The organism is Roseinatronobacter monicus, from assembly GCF_006716865.1.
Lineage (GTDB): Bacteria > Pseudomonadota > Alphaproteobacteria > Rhodobacterales > Rhodobacteraceae > Roseinatronobacter > Roseinatronobacter monicus.
Genome location: NZ_VFPT01000001.1, coordinates 3,574,024 through 3,597,056, shown reverse-complemented (window position 1 = coordinate 3,597,056; position 23,033 = coordinate 3,574,024). Strand labels below are relative to the sequence as shown.

The 23,033-nt window shown below is 59.3% G+C and carries 21 protein-coding genes and 2 pseudogenes; 10 read left to right on the top strand and 13 right to left on the bottom strand.

Going from position 1 to position 23,033, the window contains the following annotated elements:
* Positions 1 to 42: 42 nt before the first annotated feature.
* A pseudogene (locus BD293_RS17095) lies at positions 43 to 1,470 on the top strand (IS1634 family transposase); the annotation flags it as partial.
* Here BD293_RS17095 and BD293_RS17090 read toward each other — a convergent pair.
* Positions 1,429 to 3,564 (bottom strand): recombinase family protein, encoded by a 2,136-nt coding sequence (locus BD293_RS17090; RefSeq protein ID WP_246086378.1) that lies wholly within the window; start codon positions 3,562 to 3,564, stop codon positions 1,429 to 1,431. The pseudogene BD293_RS17095 and the gene BD293_RS17090 overlap by 42 nt on opposite strands.
* The gene (locus tag BD293_RS23150) at positions 3,464 to 3,712 is read right to left on the bottom strand and encodes a hypothetical protein (protein ID WP_170207012.1); all 249 of its coding nucleotides are present in this window, start codon (positions 3,710 to 3,712) and stop codon (positions 3,464 to 3,466) included. The genes BD293_RS17090 and BD293_RS23150 overlap by 101 nt, the downstream gene beginning before the upstream one ends.
* 66 nt (positions 3,713 to 3,778) lie before the next feature.
* On the opposite strand from BD293_RS23150, the pseudogene BD293_RS17085 reads away from it, so the two are divergent.
* A pseudogene (locus tag BD293_RS17085) lies at positions 3,779 to 4,117 on the top strand (IS1634 family transposase); the annotation flags it as partial.
* Positions 4,118 to 4,169: 52 nt separating this feature from the next.
* Here the strand turns inward: BD293_RS17085 and BD293_RS17080 are convergent.
* The 4 genes from BD293_RS17080 to BD293_RS17060 form a co-directional block, all read right to left on the bottom strand.
* Positions 4,170 to 4,529: an exopolysaccharide biosynthesis protein gene (locus BD293_RS17080; protein ID WP_142083853.1), complete on the bottom strand. Its 360-nt coding sequence runs from the start codon at positions 4,527 to 4,529 to the stop codon at positions 4,170 to 4,172.
* Between the two features lie 222 nt (positions 4,530 to 4,751).
* Positions 4,752 to 5,899 (bottom strand): IS630 family transposase gene (locus BD293_RS17075; RefSeq protein ID WP_142084307.1). Its coding sequence is split into 2 segments (ribosomal slippage): positions 4,752 to 5,452 and positions 5,452 to 5,899, totalling 1,149 coding nucleotides; the frame shifts between segments, so codons are not numbered across the junction.
* A gap of 287 nt (positions 5,900 to 6,186) precedes the next feature.
* Positions 6,187 to 6,774, bottom strand: coding sequence for an NADPH-dependent FMN reductase (locus BD293_RS17065; protein ID WP_142083851.1), 588 nt, complete (start codon positions 6,772 to 6,774; stop codon positions 6,187 to 6,189).
* 524 nt (positions 6,775 to 7,298) lie between these two features.
* Positions 7,299 to 8,339, bottom strand: a complete 1,041-nt coding sequence (locus tag BD293_RS17060; RefSeq protein ID WP_142079327.1) for an IS110 family RNA-guided transposase — start codon at positions 8,337 to 8,339, stop codon at positions 7,299 to 7,301.
* A gap of 381 nt (positions 8,340 to 8,720) precedes the next feature.
* Here BD293_RS17060 and cobO point away from each other — a divergent pair, with 381 nt between their 5' ends.
* From cobO to BD293_RS17045, 3 genes are all read left to right on the top strand, one after another.
* Positions 8,721 to 9,335, top strand: a complete 615-nt coding sequence (gene cobO, locus BD293_RS17055; protein ID WP_142083849.1) for a cob(I)yrinic acid a,c-diamide adenosyltransferase — start codon at positions 8,721 to 8,723, stop codon at positions 9,333 to 9,335.
* 174 nt (positions 9,336 to 9,509) lie between these two features.
* A complete protein-coding gene (locus BD293_RS17050; RefSeq protein ID WP_142083847.1) occupies positions 9,510 to 10,412 on the top strand; it encodes a LysR family transcriptional regulator in 903 nt (300 codons plus the stop codon).
* A complete protein-coding gene (locus tag BD293_RS17045; protein ID WP_142083844.1) occupies positions 10,409 to 11,152 on the top strand; it encodes a sulfite exporter TauE/SafE family protein in 744 nt (247 codons plus the stop codon). Before BD293_RS17050 ends, BD293_RS17045 begins: the two co-directional genes overlap by 4 nt.
* Before the next feature lie 15 nt (positions 11,153 to 11,167).
* On the opposite strand, the gene BD293_RS17040 is transcribed toward BD293_RS17045, so the two are convergent.
* From BD293_RS17040 to BD293_RS17010, 7 genes are read right to left on the bottom strand one after another with little or no spacing between them, the layout of a single operon-like run.
* Entirely contained in the window at positions 11,168 to 12,265 is a 1,098-nt protein-coding gene (locus tag BD293_RS17040) for a molybdopterin-dependent oxidoreductase (protein ID WP_142083842.1), read from the bottom strand.
* A gap of 1 nt (position 12,266) precedes the next feature.
* Entirely contained in the window at positions 12,267 to 12,932 is a 666-nt protein-coding gene (locus BD293_RS17035) for a fumarate hydratase C-terminal domain-containing protein (protein WP_142083839.1), read from the bottom strand.
* Positions 12,929 to 13,885 (bottom strand): fumarate hydratase, encoded by a 957-nt coding sequence (locus BD293_RS17030; RefSeq protein ID WP_142083837.1) that lies wholly within the window; start codon positions 13,883 to 13,885, stop codon positions 12,929 to 12,931. Before BD293_RS17030 ends, BD293_RS17035 begins: the two co-directional genes overlap by 4 nt.
* A gap of 11 nt (positions 13,886 to 13,896) precedes the next feature.
* Positions 13,897 to 15,660 carry an L-aspartate oxidase gene (locus BD293_RS17025; protein ID WP_142083835.1) on the bottom strand — a complete coding sequence of 588 codons (1,764 nt, stop codon included), beginning with the start codon at positions 15,658 to 15,660 and terminating at the stop codon, positions 13,897 to 13,899.
* 1 nt (position 15,661) lies between these two features.
* Positions 15,662 to 16,003: a succinate dehydrogenase, cytochrome b556 subunit gene (sdhC, locus tag BD293_RS17020; RefSeq protein ID WP_142083832.1), complete on the bottom strand. Its 342-nt coding sequence runs from the start codon at positions 16,001 to 16,003 to the stop codon at positions 15,662 to 15,664.
* Entirely contained in the window at positions 16,000 to 16,341 is a 342-nt protein-coding gene (locus tag BD293_RS17015; RefSeq protein WP_142083830.1) for a succinate dehydrogenase, read from the bottom strand. Before BD293_RS17015 ends, sdhC begins: the two co-directional genes overlap by 4 nt.
* On the bottom strand, positions 16,338 to 17,069 hold the full coding sequence (locus tag BD293_RS17010; protein WP_170207173.1) for a succinate dehydrogenase/fumarate reductase iron-sulfur subunit: 732 nt from the start codon (positions 17,067 to 17,069) through the stop codon (positions 16,338 to 16,340). Before BD293_RS17010 ends, BD293_RS17015 begins: the two co-directional genes overlap by 4 nt.
* 234 nt (positions 17,070 to 17,303) lie before the next feature.
* Here BD293_RS17010 and BD293_RS17005 point away from each other — a divergent pair, with 234 nt between their 5' ends.
* The 5 genes from BD293_RS17005 (at position 17,304) to BD293_RS16985 (ending at position 23,023) form a co-directional block, all read left to right on the top strand.
* A complete protein-coding gene (locus BD293_RS17005) occupies positions 17,304 to 18,992 on the top strand; it encodes a thiamine pyrophosphate-binding protein (RefSeq protein ID WP_342781408.1) in 1,689 nt (562 codons plus the stop codon).
* A gap of 121 nt (positions 18,993 to 19,113) precedes the next feature.
* Positions 19,114 to 20,094 carry a Bug family tripartite tricarboxylate transporter substrate binding protein gene (locus BD293_RS17000; RefSeq protein ID WP_142083828.1) on the top strand — a complete coding sequence of 327 codons (981 nt, stop codon included), beginning with the start codon at positions 19,114 to 19,116 and terminating at the stop codon, positions 20,092 to 20,094.
* A 127-nt stretch (positions 20,095 to 20,221) separates the two neighbouring features.
* Positions 20,222 to 20,713: a tripartite tricarboxylate transporter TctB family protein gene (locus BD293_RS16995; RefSeq protein ID WP_142083825.1), complete on the top strand. Its 492-nt coding sequence runs from the start codon at positions 20,222 to 20,224 to the stop codon at positions 20,711 to 20,713.
* A 32-nt stretch (positions 20,714 to 20,745) separates the two neighbouring features.
* Positions 20,746 to 22,248 (top strand): tripartite tricarboxylate transporter permease, encoded by a 1,503-nt coding sequence (locus BD293_RS16990; RefSeq protein WP_142084705.1) that lies wholly within the window; start codon positions 20,746 to 20,748, stop codon positions 22,246 to 22,248.
* Between the two features lie 10 nt (positions 22,249 to 22,258).
* On the top strand, positions 22,259 to 23,023 hold the full coding sequence (locus tag BD293_RS16985) for a sulfite exporter TauE/SafE family protein (protein ID WP_142083823.1): 765 nt from the start codon (positions 22,259 to 22,261) through the stop codon (positions 23,021 to 23,023).
* Positions 23,024 to 23,033 lie beyond the last annotated feature (10 nt).

Genomic DNA, 23,033 nt, shown 5'->3' with positions numbered 1-23,033 from the left:
TATTCGTTTACAGGCTGGGTTAAATTATCTAATTTTGCTCACATGTATCTTCGCGTGACCGAAAGTGGCGGACGCCGCTACCTGCAAATCGTTGAGGCTTATCGAAACGAGGCTGGACAGCCGCGGACACGCATCATTGCCAAGCTGGGCCGCGCAGACAAATTGAAAGACGGTACCCTGGATACCCTCATTCGAGGCCTCACACGTGTGGCTGGACGTGTGGCTGGCCGCGAAGAGCCGCCAAAGCTGAATGTTACATTTGATGCCGCGCTATCCTATGGGAATGTCTTTGCACTGCATGAGCTATGGAAAGATTTGGGCTTTGATCGTGCCCTGAACCGAGCACTACGCTCTGGCAAGCGCAGTATTGATGTCGAAGCCCTCGTGCGGGCGATGGTGTTCAATCGTCTCTGCGACCCGACAAGCAAGCTGGGCTGCCTGCGCTGGCTGGAGACCGTGGCGATGCCAGCGATGCCAGAGACTGTCACCCATCAGCATTTGCTTCGCGCCATGGACGCGCTGATGAACAACGCTGAGGCTGTTGAGGACGCCTTGGCCCGTCAAATCCGCCCCCTTGTCGATCATGACCTGACGATGGTTTTCTACGATCTGACCACTGTGCGCATTCATGGTGAGGGGAAGCTGGAAGATGACCTGCGCGCCTTTGGCATGAACAAGGAGAAAGGCGCTGTTGCGCGCCAGTTTGTTCTGGGCGTAGTGCAGACTGCTGAAGGCCTGCCGCTCATGCACACAGTGCATCCAGGCAATGTGTCCGAGACCAAGACCCTACAGGGCATGCTCACGACAGTACTGGAACGTTTCCCCATCCAGCGCATCATTCTGGTGGCGGATCGGGGGCTGCTCAGCTTGGACAATATCCAACATCTGACAGAGATGGCTGATCAAGGCGGGCGCAAACTCGAATTCATTCTGGCCGTGCCAGCACGGCGTTACAGCGATTTGGTCAAAACCTTCCAGGACTTCGATTTTAACGACGGTGACGGGCTGTGTGAGGCCAGCTTTGAAGGCCATCGCCTGATTGTCGCGCATGATGCCAAGCGCGCTCTCGAGCAAGGTGAAAGCCGACAGGCGCGGATTGATGAGTTGGAGGCCATGGGCAACGCCATGGTCGCAAAGCTTGATAGACAAGATGAAGGAAAGCTTGCAAAGGGCCGGAAGGCATCCGACCGTGGCGCCTACAGCCGCTTTGGCCGCGCCATTTCCGACGCAGAACTCGCCCGCTTCGTCAAAGTGGACATGGAAGCCGAGCGCTTCAGTTGGACAGTGGATGAGGACGCTATCGCCCAGGCCGCCCTGTTTGACGGCAAACTGGTCCTGCTGACCAATGTTCCTGAGATAACGCCGGAAGAAACTGTTCGGAAATACAAGGAATTAAGCGATATTGATATCGACCAGACATTTCGACTCTCAAGTGATAAGTTTAAGTTGTTCTGCGCTTTGCCGGGGCGGCAGGCGCCTCAGGTGGGGCGGGCTCGCGCGGATCGCTTTAAGATCCTCGATCATTGTCGCGTCAGCAGTCACCAGCTTCACCGGTTTGCGGTCATGTTTAACCAGGCGGCTGCTTAGGCGGCCGTTGGCGACCCAATAATACAGGGTCGCTTGAGGCATGCCGATGGCTTCGGCTAATTCTCGGATTGTCCACTCGTCGGGTTCGCGCACAATCATCGCTGAGGCGCTGGGTTTTTTGCGCTGTGGTTTGGCGATGCCCGCCGCAACCAGGCGGTGGCGGACCATTTCGGGGGTATAGGTGTTACGACGCTTGGGGGGGGCAAAGCCTTCTTCGTTGAGAATATTGGCAATGCAGCGGCTACTGTGGCCAGCTTCGTAGAGTTCCTTCATGCGCGCAATCAGTGCCGGATAGCTGCTGAGCGCGGTGATCCGCGCGACAGGACGGATCACCTTGTGCATCGTTTGATTGCCGCCATGCCAATGACACGTGACCTCCACATGCTCGGTGTCATCAACCATCTTGATGATAACCCTTTCGAGCAGCAGCCGTACAATTTCCTGTCGTTCTCTTTGTGTGGTTGTTGCCGCCTGCCAAAGCGCGGGGAGATCTTGGGTAAGGGTACGGATCGCCTCCAGTTCAGTGCGGCTCGGTGCTTGCAGACGTTCGCGCTGGAAGCGGTCATAATCAACCATGAGGCGCGCTTGGCTCGCCAGCGCCTCTTCCCAACTCTTCTCGAGACTACGCGCAACCAGTCGGTTCTCTGGCTCGACGCTGGCATAACTCCGCCGGGCGCGATCAACCTCGAATTGGGCGCGCTCAAGACGCTGCTGCCATTGACGATCGAGAGATTTGCGTTCCGCTTCAAGGTCGCTGGCGACCGCAAGACTGATCTCGAGCGCGGCTGGTTCCAGCGATCGCAGGATAGCGCGCGACACAGCCTCATCAACCGGGGCCGCTTTAAGCGACTGACAGATTGGTTCTGCGTAGGCCATGTGCATGCCATTGCAGATGTAGCGCGCGACTTGACCATTGTTGTTATAGGTTGGCTGCATCCTCAAGCCGCACGCGCCACAAATCACCATGCCCGATAGCAAAGCGCTTCCAGCCCGGACCGGCCCCTGCGCGCTCGGCAGGTTGGCCCTAATCTGCGCTTGGATGCTCTCGAATTGCTCCAAGCTGATATAGGCCGGCAACCGGTCTGGCAGAAACACCTCGACATTGTCCGGCGCCTTCACGCAGCGCCCGGTTCCAGGACGCCCCGGCTTCTGGCGCCGCCTGTCGACGGGCCGCGCACCCCAGGCATACACACCGGCATAAATAGGATTGTTGAACAGGTTATGCAGCGTGGCTCGGCTTGGGCGGCGCCACTCAAGATCACCCTTGGTCGGGCCATCTTTCCTGCGTATCGGCATCTGTATATTGTGCTCGTTCAGATACCGCAGCACACCTCCAACCGACCGCAGCCGCTCAAACAAATCAAAGATAAGACGGATGACGCCCTGGGCCTGTTCATCAGGTTCGAAGATGACCTCCCCCGACGGGCGCGCTACATAACCCGCTGGCAAACTCTTTGCGAGTTCGCCGCGCCGGGCCTTCGCACGTCGCCCCTCCAGCATTCTTGCCTTGATAATATGCAGTTCGGCCTCGCTCATTGTCCCCTTTAAGCCTAACAGGAGCCTATCGTTGAAATTCGATGGGTCGTAAACGCCATCGGCATCCGCAATCAATGTATCGAATAGGGAGCAAATCTCCAACAACTGGTGCCAGTCCCGGCACGAGCGCGCAAGCCGTGACATCTCGACCCCAAGGACCAATCCGACACGACCCAGTCCGACTTCTGCTACCAGCCGCTGAAAGCCAAGCCGTCCCTCGATCGAGGCGCCCGAGCGTCCCAGATCATCGTCGACCACGACGATCGCTTCCCGCGGCCAGCCAAGTGCGAAAGCCCGGTCAACCAGAGCGTATTGCAGCCGTGTCGATTCCTGATTGCGCTCAACCTGCTGCAGCGTTGATTGGCGAATATAAACGATCGCTTGGCGATCGCGATGCTGTCCGCAGACTTTCTCGGGTAAACTCTGGGCGCGCGGGACCATGATCGATTCTGACGTCATCATCGCTCTCCTTGGTCTCGATCGCGCTGCGGATCTGGCGCAGCGCCATCCGCCCCAACAGTGCGATGGCCTCCTGCCGTCGATCCAACGGCAGCATCTGAAATTCTGGAACTGACGGTACTTCGCTCATCGCGTGATCCCATCCAGCGTGCGAGCGCGCGAAGCGCTTCAAATCCGATTCTGGGGGGATCATCATGCTCTGTCAAGTTATAAGAGGCAGGCTCTATGGTATATCGAGCGTGGCTTTCGCGTCCTGAAATCCGACATCGAGATCGCGCCTGTCCACCATAGGCTGCCAGATCGCATCCGCGCTCATGCGTTGATCTGCTTCCTCGCTCTTACGCTTCACCGCGTCATGCGTATGCGCTTGAAAGCCAAGGGGCACAGCGCGAGCCCACAAGCTTCATTGGATCTCTTGTCACGAATCCATCGCCACCAGTTCCAAGTCGCTGAAACAGCGCTCGAAGGAACAACAAAATCATCGCCTGAACAGTTGGAGTTATTTGAAGCGCTAGACCTTCCAAAACCTGCCTAATCTGCTTCATGTAGTACATTTTCGGGCAATCCGTCCGAATAATATCAATGACTTAGCGGTTTTGCTGTCGAACTTGAGAGCCCACAGGTTTGCGCAGAACCCTGACAGATTTCGCCATTTTGTCTTTTGATATGCCGCGTTTGCCAATGGTCTGCGGCACCCACAGCGTATTGCGTCCCATCAACATCTGCACAACGATCAATCCGACGATCAGCCCCGTGATTGTGGGCACACCGGGAATGCCTGAAATCGGGGTGGCGGTAATCATCGCCGGAACCAGCAGGATCGGGGCCAGTGAACGATCTCCAAACCCTTCAAGGATCTGGTTGATGGTCACGTGCTCCGCATCTCCGGCATCTTCGAGCGTATCGAGAATTTCGCTCAGGCTTGGGTCATCATTGCTTTTGGACATGGGCACCTCTGAACACCTAACGCCGGAAATGCGCAATTGGTCCGTTGGGCTGCGAAAAAACCTGCGTCGCGCTGCACGCGTAGCTGACACGTTTTCGGCATAAGGCACTTTTATTGCAACGAAATCGGTCCTGCTGCGTTGTGTGCGAATATCAGACAGGAGTGACTAAAATGACCATTCTTCGCAGAACCCTGCCAGTGCTGGGTATACTAGTCCTGCGATTCACTCGATTTGCGGATAAAGCCGGATAAGCTTTGTGCGCGCGTCTTGAGTTGTGAACTGCCAGTTGGTTTTGGCGCGTTGGGAGTTGCGATTTGTTGTCCATGCATCGACTTCGGCCTTCAGCATAGTTTTGTCCGGGATGCGCCGGGCCAGACATTGGCGAGCGAGGACGCTGAGTTCACATTCAGCGATGTTGAGCCAAGACCCATGTTTTGGCGTGTAGTGCCATTCGAACCGTTGTGCGATGCGGCGCGCTTGGGCAGGCGGGAAAGCCTCGTACAGCGATGCAGGGTTGTGGGTGTTCAGATTATCCTGCACGAGATCGATCTTTTCGGCATAGGGAAAGTGGAGATCAGCCAGATCGCGCAGGATATGGGCATAATCGATGGCAGTGCGTCGATCGCGTATCTCGACGTGGCGCCAGCCCTCCAGAGGAGCGAATAACATGAACAGGCTGGCGACACCTGCGCGTTCATATTCGTAGTCATGGCGCGCCTCGCGCCCTGGCTGCATGGGAATGGGTGTGCGGGTCTCACGGGTCAATTGTTTGCTGGTCTCGTCCAGACAAACCAGCGGACGGTTTTGATCGTGTGGACGGGTGTAGACGTCCAGCACATTCTCCATGGCCGCCACGAAACCAGCGTTGGCTTTGGGTGGGATTACCCAGTACCGGTTCCGGTGCGGTTTGAGCGCGTTTTTTTAAGCGTGCGTTGGATTGTGGTATCACTGGCCTGCTCAACAATGCCCAGTTCGACAACCCGCTTTTCCAACAACCTGAGTGTCCAGTGCGTATATCCTTCGGGTGGTTCGGAACAGGCAAGCGCGATCAGCTTGGCCTCGGCTTGCCCATCGAAGATCCGAGGTTGTGAAAGCGACGCTGGAACTTTGCGCGCTAAAGTCGCCTCAAGCCCTTCCTCCACAAGTTGGCGCCGGGTGCGGAAAACAGTCGAGAGACTGGTCTCTAATGCCTCGGCAATGCGCGCATCTTCCCATCCCGGGCCATCAGAGGACACATCCGCCTTCAGCAAAATCCGCGCCTTCAGCAGTCTGTAGGCGGCTTGCCGACCCGTTCTGATCATCCCTTCAAGGTGTTCACGCTCCTCTGTCGTCAGTCGAACTACATACTTCGGCTTGCACCCTCTTGTCATCATCTCACCCCCAGAAAGCTGCTACGCTCCACAGAGATTCAGAAAAAATCAAAGCTGTCAAATACCCCGAAGCGAGGCACTAGTGCTCGCTGCTTGCAACACAGTTGAAGGCGCGGGTCAGGACATGACCAGCGCGGGTGTTGCCATTCAGCAAGAGTCGCGCGCGGCGCGTCAGTAACGCTCTTGGCACGACCGGAAAGCAATCGATGAAACCAAGACTATGATCTTTCCTCTATCAAAGGGGCGCGCAGGACGCGCCCCTTTGATTTTCGTTCAGCTTTGCAGGTTTAGCCGCGTGCCGCCATTGTGGCGCGGGTCCACCAATCCAGCTCGTCCAGCATCGAATCCGCCGAACCCCCGATAGAGCCTTCAATCGACTCGATCGGCTTTGGATCACCGCCCAGCGGGTGAACGCTGAAGAAATCGCTGCCACCAATATGCACAGCGGACCGGGTCGAGGCCATCTGCAACTCGATCCCGATGCTGCGCAGGTGTTCAGCGGCGCGTGTCCCACCGACCGAGCCATAGCTGACAATCCCGAACGCCTTTTTGTTCCATTCGACATAGGCCTGATCGAGCGCGTTTTTCAGCGCGCCCGTGATCGAGCGGTTGTATTCGGGGGTCACGAAAATATAGCCGTCATACTTTGCAATTTCTGCCTGCCAAGCAAGTGCCGCGCTGCTTTCCGAAGGCGCCCATGCGTTTGACGCAACCTCGTTGAACAAGGGCAGATCAAAGGATTTCAGATCGACCAGTTCAACATCCCAATCAGCGCGGGCTTTCGCGCGGTTCAGAATCCAGTCAGCAGGGGTGTTGCCAAAACGCGAGTCGCGCGTTGTCCCCAGAATAATGGCGATACGTGGTTTCACAGACATGATGCAGGCTTCCATATTGGGGCGGGTGTTATCAAGAGATATTTTCACAAAAAGTCTCGCCCCCGGCTGAGCTGTTGGCTGCGAGGGTGTCATCGATTGGCCGATCCTGCGGATCGGGATCATTGCAGGAGAACCACGGCGAGGGGCGTTCAGCGCGAAGACATCCATCTATCGCAGCGGTGAACGCCCCGGGGATAGGAGCCGCGGCGCCCCTGTAGTTTGAAGAAGCTGTGTGTTTGGCCTTGTTTTGCGCGCATCAGCATCACCGAAATATCCCGCACCGGAATGTGCTTCCATCCGTAGTCAGCGCTGTGGCCGCTACATTATACCCAGTCCAAGAACGGTTCCCGCGTGCCTATCTCCTAGGCGCACTCAGATGGTTATCTGGTGACTAGCCCACAGTCGGCATCATCGGGAACCGCGTCCCGGCTTGGGGACCTCGGTGAGCCATCGCCGTCAGGCGCGGCCTATCTCTCCTTTTGCTTCAGAACTCTGATGTGAATGGGGGTGCGGTTTTTCACAGCCTATGCTGTGGTGGCCGCCACAGCATCAGAGCGGGTGTAGCGAAATTCAGCGTTGTCTCGCCACATGCGGTGCAGAACCACCCCGATCCGACGCGCCAGCGCAACTGTCGCGCGCTTCTTTCCGCGCCGTTTGGCGACATTCCAAGCCCAGGCACTCAGCCAATTGGGGCGCCCGCTATGCAACATCACCGTTGCCGCTTGATAAAGCGCCGTGCGCAGCCCCGCATCGCCCGCCCGTGAGATCTCGCCAATGATATCGCGTTCACCGGATTGCTCGCGGCGTGGCGTCAGGCCAACCCAGGGACCAACGTCTCTGGAAGATCGAAATCGTTCAGGGTCATCAATCGCTGCCTTGACCGTCAGAGCCACGCGGTAACCAACGCCTGGCATGGTCATCAACTGACGGCAGACGCGATCCGATTTGGCATGATCACGCAGCAACTTCTCCATCCCTGCCAGCTCCTGACGCAGGGCACGGCGCGCACTCAGGATCGGGGTCGCGGCAGCTTCCAGCATAGGATTGCCCTCGGCCAGCTCCAGCACCCGCTGTTCAAACCGCCCCTTGGCCACCTGTCCCATCTTCAGTCCGAAGTTGCGCAGCACTCCACGGATCGACAGCTCAAGCGAGAGGGTCGCTTGCTGGATTGCCTTGCGCGAAGACAGCAGCGCGCGCATTTCCTGTGCCGACAGGGATTTGCAATGAACCGATCGGAACCACCCCATCTGCAAGAGCCGCGCAATCCCTTCGGCGTCGCGCCGGTCTGTTTTGATCGGCATCGCCTTCAGCGCACCCTTCACCTGCCGAGTTTCCATCAAAACGGTGGCAAAGCCAGCCTCGGTCAAATGCTGATACAGCCATTGCGACAATGGCCCAGCTTCAAGCCCTACCCCAACGACGCGCCCGGGCAGGCCACGCAAGACCCTCACCAGATCTTCGGGTTCGCTCGGCGCGGCCGTTTCTTTCACCACCTTGCCCTGCGCGGACACCACGCAAATCGCGGTGCTTGCAAGAGAGACGTCTAAACCGATATACAAATCCATGTCGTTGCCCTTTCGTATTGGATATCTTGGGGCGCGCTTCACAGCACGACCCCGTTGACACGCAGCCCAGCGTGCCAAGGGCAACGACACATCAATCAACCTCGGATTTCAATTCACAACGGTCGTGATTCGCGCCGAGCCCCAATACGGTATCTCCTATGCGTTAATCTGCCACACATCTGCGCTTTGCCCGGTGGGATGAAAACACCCCAATACCGCACAGGCTATGTGCGCGCGGCGGCACAATCAGCGGCGCGCTGCAAAATTCACTGTTCTTGATCTTGCCGCTGGGCCTTGCGAAATTCGCGCCGCGCGGACATGGTTTGCGCCAGATCACGGCACACAGGCAACCCGAACCGAGACACCACAAGGAACACAGACATGACCGACACTGATGACGCCGCCCGCCACCGCGAGAAAATGAAGAAAATCAAAGCAGCGCGGGACAAGATGATGGCGACCAAGACCGATGAGAAAGGTCTGATCGTGGTGCATACGGGCGCGGGCAAAGGCAAGTCATCATCGGGCTTTGGCATGATTATGCGCTGCATCGCCCATGAAATGCCCTGCGCCGTGGTTCAGTTCATCAAGGGCAACTGGGTCACAGGAGAGCGTGAATTTCTACGCCGGAATTTTACAGAGCAGTGCAAATTCGTCGTCTCGGGCGAGGGGTTTACTTGGGACACACAAGACCGCGACCGCGACATCGCGGCGGCCCGCGCGGGCTGGGAACAGGCCAAGGCGCTGATCCGCGACCCTGAAATCCGCATGGTGCTGCTGGATGAAATCAACATCGCCCTGCGCTACGACTATTTGCCGATTTCCGAGGTGGTTGATTTTCTGCGTGATGAAAAACCGCACATGACCCATGTGGTGCTGACCGGACGCAATGCCAAACCAGAGTTGATTGAACTGGCCGATCTGGTCACGGAAATGACGCTGGTCAAGCACCCGTTCCGCGACGGGATCAAGGCGCAAAAAGGCGTCGAGTTCTGAACCTGCGCCCCTTCGGGTTGCGCAACATCCGCAAGCGGCGATCTGCTCCACGCTTGGGCGGTGCGGCGTAGTGTCATGGCTTGCTGTCCGGTCGACGTTTCGGTATTCATTAATAAAATACACATAAACGTTAGTATGTGTGAATGTTAATGTAAGAAAGGCTTACCAAAGGCCATGTCGATCCGTCTGTTCAAAACCCTGATTGCTGTTGCCGACCACAAGACATTCGGGGAAGCGGCGGATGCTGTCTTCATCACCCATGCCGCTGTCAGCCAGCAGATGCGCGCCCTTGAAGAAGACCTTGGGCTGGTCCTGTTCGACCGCAGCCGCCGCACACCGACATTGTCGCCCACCGGGCGCAGCGTCGTTGCGCAGGCGCGCAAGATTGTGCACGACTACGACAATCTTGTTCCTTCCGTACTGGGCGATGACGGGTTTCAGGGCGAGTTGGCGCTTGGTGCAGTGCCCACCACCCTGACCGGACTGACCCCTATGGCGATGTCGATTTTGCGCAGCAAGCACGCGGGCCTTCGCCTGCGCATTCATCCCGCGCTGACAGGGGCCTTGCTCAGCGGGATCGACCGCGGGCAACTGGATGTGGCGCTGGTCAGCAAGCCGATCATCCTGCCGATCGGAATGCGGTTTCTCAACATCGCCGAAGAGCGGTTGCATCTGGTCACATCTGCCGAAATTCCCGAAACAGACCCGATCCAGATTTTGCAAAAGCACCCGTTCATCCGGTTCAACCGCGACGCCGTGGTCGGCACATTGATCGAGACATGGCTTCAAAACAACGCTGTCCGCGTGTCTGAAACGATGGAGCTGGAGAACCTCGAAGCGATTTCCAGCATGGTTCATGCCAATCTAGGCGTGTCGATTGTTCCTGCGCCCTGTGTGGCCAATCCCGGTGCCCTGCCCCTGCGCTGGCTGCCCTTGGGCGCGGATGCACCCCTGCGCATCGTTGGGCTGGCCTTTCACAAGGAAAACCCGAAAATTCGCGTGATCGAAGAGATTCACAAGGCATTCGTCAGCGCCGTTGAAACCGCCCGCCCGCTGTCTGACCTGACCGCGCCATGAGTTGGCACGACATTGCCTTTATTGTTGCCGGGGCACTGGCGGGCGGGTTCATCAACGGGCTGGCGGGCACCGGAACCGCCCTGTTCGCGCTGGGGTTTTTGATGGTCGCGCTGGACCCTGTCAGCGCGGTGGGTGTGGTCACGCTGATGTCTGTGGTTACTGGTATGCAAGGGCTTTGGGAAGTGCGCCACGCCTTGCGCCAGAATGTGGCGCGGCTGATGCGGTTCATCCTGCCGGGGCTGGTGGGCGTGCCGGTCGGGGTTACGCTGCTGACGGTTATCAATGCCGATATGCTCAAGCTGCTGATCGCCACCTTGCTGATCGTCTATGGCGGTTTTTTCAGCCTGCGAAAAAACCTTCCAAAATTCGAGCGCCGCACTCCGGTGCTGGACAGCATGATGGGCTTCTCGGGTGGCTTCCTTGGCGGCATGGCGGGGCTGTCGGGTGCGCTGTTGGTGATCTGGTGTTCCATGCGCCCTTGGCCGAAGGCAGAAACCCGCGCGGTGCTGCAACCGTTCAATGTCAGCATTCTGGGTGCGACCACGGCCATGCTGTGGTGGCGCGGGGTCTATACCCCGACCACGATGACCGCATTTCTGATCGCGTTGCCCGCGTCGTTTCTGGCGGTGCAGGCGGGGTTATGGGTGTTCCGGCGCACCAGCGACACCGCTTTCCGGCGGCTGCTGATCGGGCTGTCGCTGGTGCTGGGTCTGGGCACTTTGGCGAATGTGCTGTGGTAGGGCTGTGACCGCGCTTCAGGCACTTTCGGCCACATGCACCCGCACACGGTGCACGGAGTTATTGGCAAACCCGCCAAGGTTTTGCGCCGCACTCAAGGGCTGGCGATTGCCTTCGGCATCGGTGGCGCGGCAGGCCAGTTCATGCAGGCCCGGTGTGGCCGTCCAATCAATCTGCCAACCCGTCCACGCGTAGCGGCCCGCGCGGCCCGTCAGCGCGGCATCGTGCCAGTCGCCGCTCAGCAACACCTCGACCCGCTCAATCGGCACGCCGCCCCCGGACCATGCCCGCCCCGACAACGTGACACGCCCCGCTGGCACCCAGCGGTCGCGCGTGAACCAATCCGGCACACCGGGCGGCTTCATCAGCGATCTGACATGAATGCGGGTGACAGGCTGGCCCGGATCGCCCTCACAGGCGCGAAAGCGATAGGTTTCGACCTGTTGAAAGCCTTGATAGCGATGCTCCAACGCCTCGATCTTCGTCAGCCACTTGACCGAGGCCATGCCATACCACCCCGGCACGATCAGGCGCAGCGGTGCGCCATGCTGCGGCAACAGCGGCGCGCCATTCATGCCCCAGACCAGCATGACATCCAGTTCCGCCACGTCCTGCGGGGTCAGGCTGCGGCCAAAGGCATGGGCAACCCCTTTGTCATAGCCGAAATCCGCACCGATAAAGGCAAAATCCTGCACGCTGTCGTGCGGTTTTGCGCGGGCGATCAAGGGGGCAAGCGGCGTGCCTGTCCATTCCGATGTACCAACAGCCTCGTACATCCAGGGCATCGACAAGGGGCGCGGGTCCATGCCTGCGCGGCCATTGCCCGCACATTCCAGCGTCACCGGCTGCGTGACCTGCGGCTGGGCCATAATCTCGTCCATGCTCAGGGTGAAAGGCGCGTCAAACGCGCCCGCAAATTCCAGCACATGATCGGGTGCAGACAGCATTGGCACATCAAAATGGGTCAGCAGGTAATGCGTGCCTGCGGGCGTAATATCGCAGTCCAGCGTTTCCAGAAGTGCACCGGAATTGCGGTTTGCAAGGCCCACTTCCTCGCGGGTGAATTCTCGCACGCCATTGCGCGTGGCACCCGGTGTAAAGGGGCTGTCTGTCATGTCAGATCACCTCATCCGATCGGTCATCGCTTTCGCCATAGCGCTTGAGGATCGCAGGTTTCGTGCCCTCATAAACGCGCGCGATATTTTCACTGATCTTGGCATTTTCACGCTCGAACAGGCAATCGCCATTCATGTCGGACGCCACAATAAACGGCCCCATCTTGTTGCAACGGATGACCCACATGGCTTGTGCAAGGCCAAGTTCCTCGTTCCAGTGAACGGCCTCGACCTTTTCCACGCCACGCCCCAGAAGTGCGCCAGTGCCATAGCCCACGGTGGACAGATACACCGCGCCATTGGGCACGAAATATTCCTTATAGTCCTTCGAGGTCATGCCACCTTTGCCGATAATCAGCTTAGCCCCTGTCTTGGCCATCCATTCCGGCAGCCATTTGGCAAAGCGGAACGACGCGGTAGCCGTGACTGCGCCCATATCGAATGACCCGTCTGCATTGATTCGCGCGGCGGGCGAGCAGTGGAAATTCGCCGCACTCTCGGACGGCAGTTCCATCGGGATATTGGCCTGCTGTTCCAATGCACGCATATAGACGCCTTCGCGCGCTGTATACATCAGCCCGTCCAGATAGACGATATCGCCCAGTTTAAGGTCGGCAATCGCCTCAGCCGTCGGGGTGGTGGACAGGCGTATCTCGCGCACGCTCATTCTGCGGCCTCCTGTGCGGGTTCCCAATCGACAGTTTCGCGGCGCTGATAGGGGGTGAACCACTCGGGGTCGGTGCGGTATTCGACCCGCCCATCGGGCCATAGCCGCGCCACGGCGCGCCGCGACGACAGGCAAAACGCGTGCACAGACATGGGCATACCGCCCGTGTGGCAGTACCCCACTTCGATATTGCAATCGATCACCATGTTCTTGCCGACAAACCCCATCGCGCCCATGCCGATGGAATTGCCCAATTCCTTGAACTCGTCTTCCATTTCAGCGATGCGCGGGTCGGAATTGCGGCTGCCCACAGTGCGCAGCACGGATGCCCGTTTGCCAAGGGTCATGCAGGTGTCTTTTGACCCGCCCAAGCCGATACCGATGATCGCAGGCTGGCAGGCCAGCCCGCGCTTGCCGAATGCCATCAGACTGTCGAGGTAGAAGCGCTTGATCCCCTGCACCCCGTCGGATGGAAACAACATCCGGTAATCGGTGCCGAACAACCCGCCCTTGTGAACCGTAATCAGGTCGATCCAGTCGCCATGGGGTTCAAACCCGTATTCGATTTCAGGCGCGCCGATGCCGACATTGTTGTTGTGGTCGGTGCGCCATAGCGGGTGCACGCGGTTGGGGCGCAGCGGCACGCCGTTGGTGGCGCTGGCAGTGGCGCGGCGCAAAGCACCCTCAAGTGCCACCATGCCGCCCTGAACCTGCGCGTCATTGCCCATTTTCACGAACCAGCGCGGCACGCCCGTATCGCCACACATTGCGCGGCGGTCCTCTTTCGCGGCCTCGTAATTGTCGAGCATCGCTTTGAGCACAAAGGATGACAGGTCGCCATCTTCGGTTTTTGCCGCTTCTTGCAGCCCATCGAGATAGTCTTGCGGAATCTCGATGGCCGCCTTGTCCATAAGTCGCTCGGCGGTGGTCTGGATCAGGTCGAGGGGGATCATCTGCGCCTCCGTCATTGTGCGGCAACCAGCGTTTCGGGGGAACCGTCCGGCAAGACCGTCTCGCCCGGTCGCACGATGGTGAATTGCACCGGCTCTCGGGTCACTTCGACAGGGCCGGTTTTGGCTTGGGCGACCGTGAAATAGCTGTCTTCCATCGCGCCGGGGTCTGGGTAATCTTCTCGGTAATGCGCACCGCGCGAATTGTCGCGCGCAAGGGCGGCTTTGGCGATCACTTCAGAGATGTCGCAGAGCGAGCGAAGGTTCAGCCAGTCATGCCATGTCAGGTTGAACGCTAGATTGTCCGGCGCGACCCCCACATCCATCAGCGCGTCAGACACTTGCGCGATGCCGCTTAGCCCACGCTGCAACCCCGCCTCATGGCGCATGACGCCGACCTCGTCCCACATCACTTCTTGCAACTGCTGCCGCAATGGCAGCACCAGTTCCGGCGCGCGGGTCAGCGGGTGGCAGGCGCGGGCCAGCTCTGCCTCTAACACGCCCTCATCGGGGGCGCGCAGCGTGCCCATCTGGCGAATATCCATCCCCATGACATCGCCCGCAATGCCGCCATAAACAGTGGAATTCGCCACACCATTGCCGCCCAGCCGGTTAGAGCCATGCGCGCCCCCGGCATCTTCGCCAGCAACATAAAGCCCCTCCATCGCGGTGCGTGTGTCCACATCGACCACCACGCCGCCCATGAAGTAATGCGCGGTTGGCACCACCTCGACCTTGCCGCCCGCCAGATCAAAGCCGCAATCGGCGCAACGCTCGACCATGCCCTTGAACTTTTTGGCCACGAAGTCGGGGCCAAGATGGGCCATGGAAATGAACACCCCTTCCTGTTCGGGATTGTTGTTCTTGCGCATTTCCGAATAGATGCCGCGGCTGACCACATCGCGCGTGGCGCGTTCGCCCTTGGCGTCATAGTCGAACATGAAGCGTTGGCCCGAATGGTTGACCAACTGCCCGCCCGCCCCGCGCAACCCCTCTTCCAGCACAGTGCCGGTCATGCGGGTATGGTCGCCCGCCAGCAGGCCCGTTGGGTGAAACTGCACCATTTCCATATCGCGCAGGGGCAGGCCCGCACGCAGTGCCATCGCCAGCCCGTCCATCGTCTTGTCGCCGCTGGGGGTGTGGTATTTGTACATGGTGGGACCGCCGCCCGTGGCCATCAGCACGGTTTTCGCGCGGACAAACCGAAAGCGGCCTGTGCGCATGTCGATCATCAGCACACCCGCCAAGGCGCTGCCGTCCTTGGTGGGGATCAGGCCGATGGCGCGGTGTTCCTGCAATTTCTCGACCGGACGGGCCAAGACCTGTTCCATCAGCCGGTTGATGATCTCGATGCCGGTCAGATCGCCCTTATGCACAGTGCGATCCGCTGTCTGGCCTGCAAACGCTTTCTGGTGCAGCGTGCCATCGGCGTTGCGGTCGAAGAAGCAGCCAATCTCATTCTCCAACTCGCGGATGCGGACCACGGCCTGTTCGCATAACCGCCACGCCATATCCTGATTGGGCAGCCATTTGCCGCCCTGCACAGTATCCATGAAATGCCGCTCGACACTGTCGCCGCCGCCCACCGCCACATTATAGCCGCCCTGCACCATGCGCGTGCAGCCGCATTTGCCGATCAGCCCCTTGACGGCGATGGTCACTTTCGTGCCTTCAGGTGCGGTTTGCAGGGCGTGCAATGCCGCGAACAACCCCGCCCCGCCTGTGCCAAGGATAAGAATGTCGGTGTCGTGCCGGTCGATATCTTTTACGGTGAACATGTCAGATTGCCTGCATCAGGAAAATAATGGAAATGAAGAACGCGCCAGCGGTGGCGGCGGCGGCCCATCTCTTTTGCGAGGGCGACCACGGCAGCCACTCCAGCGCCATCAGTCGCAGGCCGCCGAACATGTGAACGGCCAGCAGGAAAACCAGCCCCGTTTCCGCCAGTTTGACAAGGAACAGGTCGGACAGCGTTAGAAAGGCGTCAAGCTGTGCAGCGTTGTTCAGCGCCAGCGACAACACCCAGAAATGAAACGGCAAAAACAGCGCCAGCCCGATGCCAGATAGGCGGTGCAGGATATAGGCCAGCCAAAGCGGATGGGCGCGCGCCACTGCTTTCATGACATCCCCCCTGCCGTGACAGCCCAGACCGCATTCGCGCCAAGCCCCAAAAGCCCAAGGCCGATGATCCAAGCTGTGACGGTCAGTGTGCGCCCCCGCAGCCCTGCCCATTCGGACAAGACCACCCGCAACCCAAGGGCCGCGTGAAGCGCCACAGCCACCACGAACATGCCGTAGAACAGGAACCAGAACACCGAGCCTTGCGTCCGGCCCAGAATTTCCGCTGCCGTCAGACCGCCCTGAATGGCGTAGATCATGACGCCCAGATGCACCAACACGAACGGGGCCATGACCAGCGCGCTCAGCCGTTGCGCCATATACAGATGAAAGGGTGTCATTTGGCTCTCCCCCTGAAAAAGCGCTGTGTCGTCGCGCGTTTCAATCCGGCAATGGCGGACAACGGGTCCAGTCCGTTGGGGCAATAGGCGGTGCAAGACCCCATAGAGTGGCACGAATGGCACCCGCCCTTGCCAGACACGGCGTCAAGGATCGCGTCTTTGTCCGCGTCTTGGCCGTCATTATACAGTGTCCATGCGCGCTGTAGTGCAGCCGGACCAAGGTAATCAGAATCCCCCGCCACCGTGTCGCAGGCCGAATAGCAAATCGAGCAGTTTATGCACTCGATCCCCAGACTGGCCTCTTTGCGCTGTGCCTGTTCAGGGTCGATTTCCGCAATCGCATCATCGCGGCTTAGGGTGGGGTGGTGGCGCCCCTCGGCGGCAACCCATTTGTCAAAGAACGGGTCCATATCGGCGGCCAGATCCTTGATGACAGGCAGATTGCGCAAGGGGCCAACCTCGATCTTGCCGCCTTTCAGCACTTTGTTGACATGGGTGCGGCAGGTCCAGCGGGGCACGCCATTCACCATCATGGCGCAAGACCCACACATGCCGACACGACAGGCGAACCGATAGGTCAGGGTCGGGTCGACATTCTGCTGAATCCACGAAACCACGTCCAGCACGGTCTGACTCTCGAAGGCGGGCACCTCGAATTCCTGCGGATACTGGGGCGTTTCTGGCCCGCCGCGCTGCACGGTTACGGTTATGCTCTCTCGGTCTGACACGTTTACTTTCCATCCTGCGGGCAGTTTGTGAGATTTTAGATGTATTCATCTGCTAACTAAAAGGAAAAAATATTTAGGCTTTGTGTAAGTAAAAATTAACAAAAGCCGCAATATTGCCTAAAGCACTGCTTTTCCCCTACAAATCCCACGCATCCTTGTTCAGCTTACCCAAGCACATTCGGTTAATTTTATCAATGTCGAAAAAATAACTTGAATTTTTTTCACGCTAACTGAATGATGGCCGCAGGAGGACCATTCTTGCGAGATCATCAGACAAATCAGGGGGCGCATGCCCTAGTGCATGCCCTGCAAGGCGCAGGCGTGCGTTGCATTTTTTCCTTATCCGGCAATCAGATCATGCCTGTTTATGATGCGCTTCTGGACAGCGGCATCCGGCTGGTTCATGTCCGGCACGAAGCCGCCGCCGTTTATATGGCCGAAGCCTATGCGCAATTGACGGGCGAAATCGGCGTCGCGCTTGTGACGGCGGGGGCGGGATTTGGCAACGCTTTGGGCGCGCTGATTTCTGCACGCGCCTCTGAAACACCGGTGCTGCTGCTCAGCGGGGATTCCCCGCGTAATCAAGATGGTATGGGCGCGTTTCAGGAAATGGATCAGGTTGCAATGGCGCAGCCCGTCACCAAGCTTGCACGGCGCGCCAGCACTGCCGACCGGTTGCCCTCGGAGCTTGCGACAGCCATTGCCACGGCGCTGTCTGGCAGGCCCGGACCTGTGCATCTGGCCTTGCCCGCCGATGTGCTGACCGCCCCATTGACCGCGCCTGCGCACAGTGCCCTTGCCCTGACCTATGGCGAGCAGGCATTGACCAATGCGGATGCTGAAAGGCTTGTGACATTCCTGAATGGCGCGGCGCACCCGGTTGTGCTGACCGGCCCTGCACTTGCGCGCACGCGGACAGGTGACGCGCTGGCGCAGCTTCAATCGACGCTGAATGTACCTGTTATTTGCATGGAAAGCCCCCGCGGCTTGCGCGACCCCTCGCTGGGTGCGTTGATTGACCTGACGCGCACAGCGGATCGTATCTTGCTGCTGGGCAAATCGGCTGATTTCACAACAGGGTTTCTGGGCAAGGACATGGGCACGCCAGACGCGCGCTTCGCAGTGGTTGACCCCGAAGCCCCCGAGATTGAGCGCGCACGCGCACGCATTGGCGGACAGCTTGATATTGCCTGTCAGGGCGACGCGCTGCCTGCCTTGCGAAAACTGATCGCGCAGGCCGCCGACGTGCCTGACCGCGCCGATTGGCTTGCACATTCGGCGCAGGCATTGGCCCTGCGGGCTGAGGTGCCATCGGCGACGGCCTCTGGTCCCGATACGCTGCACGCCGCGCAGGTGGGCGCGGCTGTCGCGGCGCAACTGGCAAAATCGCCGGGCGCGGTGCTGGTGGTCGACGGGGGCGAGTTCGGACAATGGATGCAGGCCATTCATCATGACGGCCCGCGCGTGATAAACGGCGTGTCAGGCGCAATCGGTGCCGCACCCGCCTATGCGATTGCAGCCAGCATTGCTTGCCCCGATGTGCCTGTCATCGCCGCAATGGGCGATGGCACAGCCGGGTTTCTGCTGGCTGAATACGAAACCGCAGCGCGCGAGGAGGCGCGCTTTGTGGCGGTGATCGGCAATGACCATGTCTGGAATGCCGAGCACCAGATCCAGATCCGCGAATTTGGCCCGGACCGCACCTATGGCTGCGCGCTCTCGCCAATGGCGCGCTATGATCTGGCCGCGCAGGCCCTTGGCGGCTTCGGGGTTTTTGTGAACACGAACAGCACAGCGGCCTTGGCCGAAGCGCTGGACCATGCACAGAAATCCAGAAAACCCGCCTGTGTGAATGTGCGGATCTGCCCGGCACCGGCCCCGGTCGTGCAGGGCAACACCCCGCCCGCAGGGTCCGCGCACTAACCCTGCACAACTCTGCAACGAAAGGAGGTCGCTTCGCCTGTTACCAGCCAGCCCTGACACCGGGCAGCAACCGTGACTTCCGGCGCAAGCCGAAGTCATTCTTAACTTGGGAGGAGTTAACATGAAGACCACTTTGATCGCACTCGGCATGGGCGTATCGGCCGCTGCCTTGGCCGCACCTGTTGCCGCTGAATACCCCACACGCACGATCCAGATGATTATTCCATTCGGCCCCGGCGGCGCGACTGACCTGTCGGCACGCGCCCTGTCCACACCGCTGTCGCAGATTGTGCCGCAATCCATTGTGCTGACTAATCGCGCGGGCGCAGGCGGGGCAACCGGTTCGGTTGCTGTGCGCGATGCCGAGGGCGATGGCTACACGTTGCTTCTTGCGCGCGTCGGGTCGCACACGGTGAACCCGGCCATGAACCCGAACCTGCCTTATACGCTGGATGAATTCCGCTTCGTGGGTATCTATGAGATCAACCCCGTTGCTTGTGTCGTCAACAGCAATTCGGATTTTCACAGCATTGATGACCTGATCGACGCGGTCAATGACCGCCCCGGCGAAATCCTTTTCAGTTCGTCCGGGGTTGGGTCACTGCCCCATTTCGGCGCGCTGATGGTGCTGGATGCGTTCGATGTGTCCGATCTGGATGAGAATGTCATTCACATTCCGACCGAAGGCGATGGTCAGGCGCTGACCGCCGTTTTGCAGGGCACCTCCGACTTTTATTGCGGCAGCACCTCGCCCGCGGCACCGTTCATCAACAGTGGGCAAATGCGCCCGCTCATGGTGACATCGGCCGAGCGTCTGGATGGGTTTGACGCCCCCACAGTCGAGGAGATCGGCAAGCCGGAACTGGCCGCACTTGTTGGCTGGACTGGCCTTGCCGGGCCTGCAAGCCTGACCGATGAGGCGACCGAGAAATGGGGTGAATGGCTGGCCGAAGCCACCCAAGACGAGGATTTCCAGCGCTTCATGACGTCTGGCGGGTCCATCGTGCAAGTGATGTCGCCGGATGAAACGGTGGAATTCGTCAACAGCGCCTATGAAAGCTTCCGTCGACTGGTTGTCGAGCTTGATCTGGAAATCGACTGATGCTTGCGGCCTGCTGGCCCTGACCAACGCCCCTCACAAACGCCTGCCGCTTGTGAGGGGCATTCGCAGTCCATGCTGCACGTCTGGCGGGACGCCACGGCTCCGCCAGCGTTGAAACGGAGATCACATGCTCTCGCGACGCGATGAATTCCTGACCGGACTCTGTGTCATGGCACTTGGCGCATTGGTGCTTTGGTGGATCATTCCGACCTATATCACCACGCCACGGCGCGTGCCGATTTTGGCGCTGTCGCCTGCGTTCTGGCCAAGGATCATTGCCTGGACGATTTTGGGCTGCGGTCTGATTTTGGTGCTGCGCGCGGCCTTGGCCCCCGCCCCACCTGATGCTGTGGCCGATGATCTGTCCGTATCGCGCCCCGAGGGGCTGCGTTTGCTGGCGCTTGGCGCCATTTTGATTGGCATCTTTTTCGCGCTGCCGGTTGTCGGCATGGTCTGGGTCTGCATGATTGCCTATGCGCTGATGGTGTTGCTGAGCCGGGGCAAAAATCTGGGCTGGGGCATGATTATCGCAATCTTGCTGCCGCTGCTTTTGTATCTGTTTTTCACCAAGGTCGCCGGGGTTGCCATACCTCAGGGCCAGATTGTGAGGCTGCCGTGACATTTCTCGAAGCACTCAGCGCGGGCTTTATCATGGTCGCGCAATGGGAAAGCATCTTCTTTCTGGCGATAGGTGTGACCATCGGGGTCGTGGCAGGGGCCATCCCCGGCATGTCGGCGACAATGGCCGTGGCCCTGACCTTGCCCTTCACCTTTGCGCTGCAACCGATCTTTGGCATTTTGCTGTTGCTGGGGGTCTATAAGGGCGGCATCTTCGGCGGGTCCATTCCGGCCATCCTGATCAAGACGCCAGGCACGCCCGCGTCGTCGGCGACCGCGCTGGATGGCTACCCAATGGCCGAACAGGGCCGCGCGGGCGAAGCGTTGAGCATGTCGCTTTATGCGTCCTGCATTGCTGATTTGATCTCGAACCTTGCGCTGATTGTCTTTGCCGCTTGGCTGGCTTCTTTCGCACTGAATTTCGGCCCGCCCGAGATGTTCACGCTGATTGTATTCTCACTGACGATCATCGCCGGTGTGTCTGGCGACAGTCTGGTCAAGGGGATTGTCGCGGCCTCGCTCGGTCTGCTTCTGGCGACGGTCGGCCTTGATCTGATCGCAGGGTCCGAGCGGCTGACCTTCGGGTCGGTCGATATGCGCGGGGGGCTGAATTTCATCGCCGTGCTGATCGGGCTGTTCGCCCTGCCTGAAATCATCGCCTATATGCGCAAATCCGCATCTGCCGATCACCGCGTGCGCGGCATGGGTTACTCAAAACTGAAAATGGTGGATTTCCGGCGCTCGTTGAAATCTATCTTTCGCGGCAGCGCCATTGGTGTGTTTCTGGGCGCCATTCCCGGCATCGGGGCTGCGCCCTCTGCGTTCCTGTCCTATTCCGAGGCGCGCCGCGCATCGCCCAACCGTGACAATTTCGGCAAGGGCGAGGTCGAAGGCGTCGCCGCAGCAGAGGCGGGCAATAACGGGGTGGCGGGTGCCACGCTGATTCCGCTGTTGTCGCTGGGCATTCCGGGTGACGTGATAACGGCCATCATCATCGGCGCGTTCATGGTGCATAACCTGACGCCGGGGCCGCTTTTGTTCGTGAACAATGCCGATCTTGTCTATGCGCTGTTCATCGGGTTGATCGCCAGCTCGTTTCTGCTGCTTATCATCGGCTCTGTTGCGATCCGGGCGTTTCGCTATATTGCGGATGTCCCCTCGAACCTGTTGTTTCCGGGTGTGCTGGTGCTGTGCATCTACGGGGTTTATGCGGTCAACAACTCGATCTTTGACGTGGCGGTCATGCTTGTGATGGGGGTGGTGGGCTATATCATGCTGATCCTGCGCTTTCCGGCGGCACCCTTCCTGATCGGGTTCATTCTGGGGCCAATGCTGGAGAACAACTTTCGGCAGGCGCTTCTGATGTCACGCGGCGATCTGAGCATATTCGCGCGCGGGCCAATCACGATTTTGTTCTTGTGCATGACCGTCATCTCGGTTGTTCTGATCATCCGGTCCACTGTCAAAGCGGCGCGCCTGAAGCGCGAGCTTGGGGCTTACGGAGAGAAATCGGCCCCGCAAGGCCCCAAAACCTGAACGCGCACGTATGAATTTTCTGACGACGATTACCCCTGCGGATGCAGCGCTTGTTGCAGCAGTCTTTGTCCTTGGGGGGATGGTCAAGGGCGCGTTGGGGTTTGGCCTGCCACTGACGACAATGGCGATCCTGCCCTTCTTTGTGCCGGTCGACGCGGCGCTGGCAGTGAATGTGGTGGTCTTGTTCCTGACCAATATCGCGCAATTCCTGCAAATGGGGCAGATGCGCGAGACGGCCACGCGCTTTGCGCCAGTGCTGTGGGGGATCGTGATCGGGGTGCCGCTGGGCACAGCGATGGTGTCAGCCTTTTCGGATGATGTCTTGTTGCTGGCACTCGGAGCGGTTGTGGTGACCTTCTCGGTGCTGTCACTCAGCGCGGTCAATCTTGGGATCAGAGCGTCGCAGGAACGCCCTGCGGGCTGGATCGCGGGCATTCTGGGCGGGATCGTGGGGGCGCTGACAACTGTGGGCGGCCCTTTATTCGTGATGTATCTGGTCGGGTTACGGGTCGAGCGGCGCGAATTTCTGTCAGCGCTCAGCCTGTTTTTCATTTTGTCGGCGGTTTTGGTGTCGGGGGCGTTTCTGCTGGTTGGCCTTTTTACACCTGAGCGGCTGTTTTTGGCCGCCGTCGCACTACCTGCGGCAATCGGGGGCATGTGGCTGGGCAATCGCATGGTGGCCTATGTGCCGGCGCACCGGTTCCGGGTATTGGTGCTGGTGGTGCTGGGCTGTCTTGGGGTAAACCTGCTGTGGCGCGGGTTCAGTGGCGGGTAAAGGGCCGATC

Coding starts and splice junctions, on each gene's coding strand:
- BD293_RS17045 (WP_142083844.1), top strand. CDS start 10,409: ATGAGTTGGCACGACATTGCCTTTATTGTTGCCGGGGCACTGGCGGGC.
- BD293_RS17060 (WP_142079327.1), bottom strand. CDS start 8,339: ATGGATTTGTATATCGGTTTAGACGTCTCTCTTGCAAGCACCGCGATT.
- BD293_RS17025 (WP_142083835.1), bottom strand. CDS start 15,660: ATGTTCACCGTAAAAGATATCGACCGGCACGACACCGACATTCTTATC.
- cobO (WP_142083849.1), top strand. CDS start 8,721: ATGACCGACACTGATGACGCCGCCCGCCACCGCGAGAAAATGAAGAAA.
- BD293_RS16995 (WP_142083825.1), top strand. CDS start 20,222: ATGCTCTCGCGACGCGATGAATTCCTGACCGGACTCTGTGTCATGGCA.
- BD293_RS17035 (WP_142083839.1), bottom strand. CDS start 12,932: ATGAGCGTGCGCGAGATACGCCTGTCCACCACCCCGACGGCTGAGGCG.
- sdhC (WP_142083832.1), bottom strand. CDS start 16,003: ATGAAAGCAGTGGCGCGCGCCCATCCGCTTTGGCTGGCCTATATCCTG.
- BD293_RS16985 (WP_142083823.1), top strand. CDS start 22,259: ATGAATTTTCTGACGACGATTACCCCTGCGGATGCAGCGCTTGTTGCA.
- BD293_RS16990 (WP_142084705.1), top strand. CDS start 20,746: ATGGTCGCGCAATGGGAAAGCATCTTCTTTCTGGCGATAGGTGTGACC.
- BD293_RS17090 (WP_246086378.1), bottom strand. CDS start 3,564: ATGGTCCCGCGCGCCCAGAGTTTACCCGAGAAAGTCTGCGGACAGCAT.
- BD293_RS17030 (WP_142083837.1), bottom strand. CDS start 13,885: ATGATCCCCCTCGACCTGATCCAGACCACCGCCGAGCGACTTATGGAC.
- BD293_RS23150 (WP_170207012.1), bottom strand. CDS start 3,712: ATGAGCGAAGTACCGTCAGTTCCAGAATTTCAGATGCTGCCGTTGGAT.
- BD293_RS17065 (WP_142083851.1), bottom strand. CDS start 6,774: ATGTCTGTGAAACCACGTATCGCCATTATTCTGGGGACAACGCGCGAC.
- BD293_RS17000 (WP_142083828.1), top strand. CDS start 19,114: ATGAAGACCACTTTGATCGCACTCGGCATGGGCGTATCGGCCGCTGCC.
- BD293_RS17080 (WP_142083853.1), bottom strand. CDS start 4,529: ATGTCCAAAAGCAATGATGACCCAAGCCTGAGCGAAATTCTCGATACG.
- BD293_RS17015 (WP_142083830.1), bottom strand. CDS start 16,341: ATGACACCCTTTCATCTGTATATGGCGCAACGGCTGAGCGCGCTGGTC.
- BD293_RS17040 (WP_142083842.1), bottom strand. CDS start 12,265: ATGACAGACAGCCCCTTTACACCGGGTGCCACGCGCAATGGCGTGCGA.
- BD293_RS17050 (WP_142083847.1), top strand. CDS start 9,510: ATGTCGATCCGTCTGTTCAAAACCCTGATTGCTGTTGCCGACCACAAG.
- BD293_RS17005 (WP_342781408.1), top strand. CDS start 17,304: ATGATGGCCGCAGGAGGACCATTCTTGCGAGATCATCAGACAAATCAG.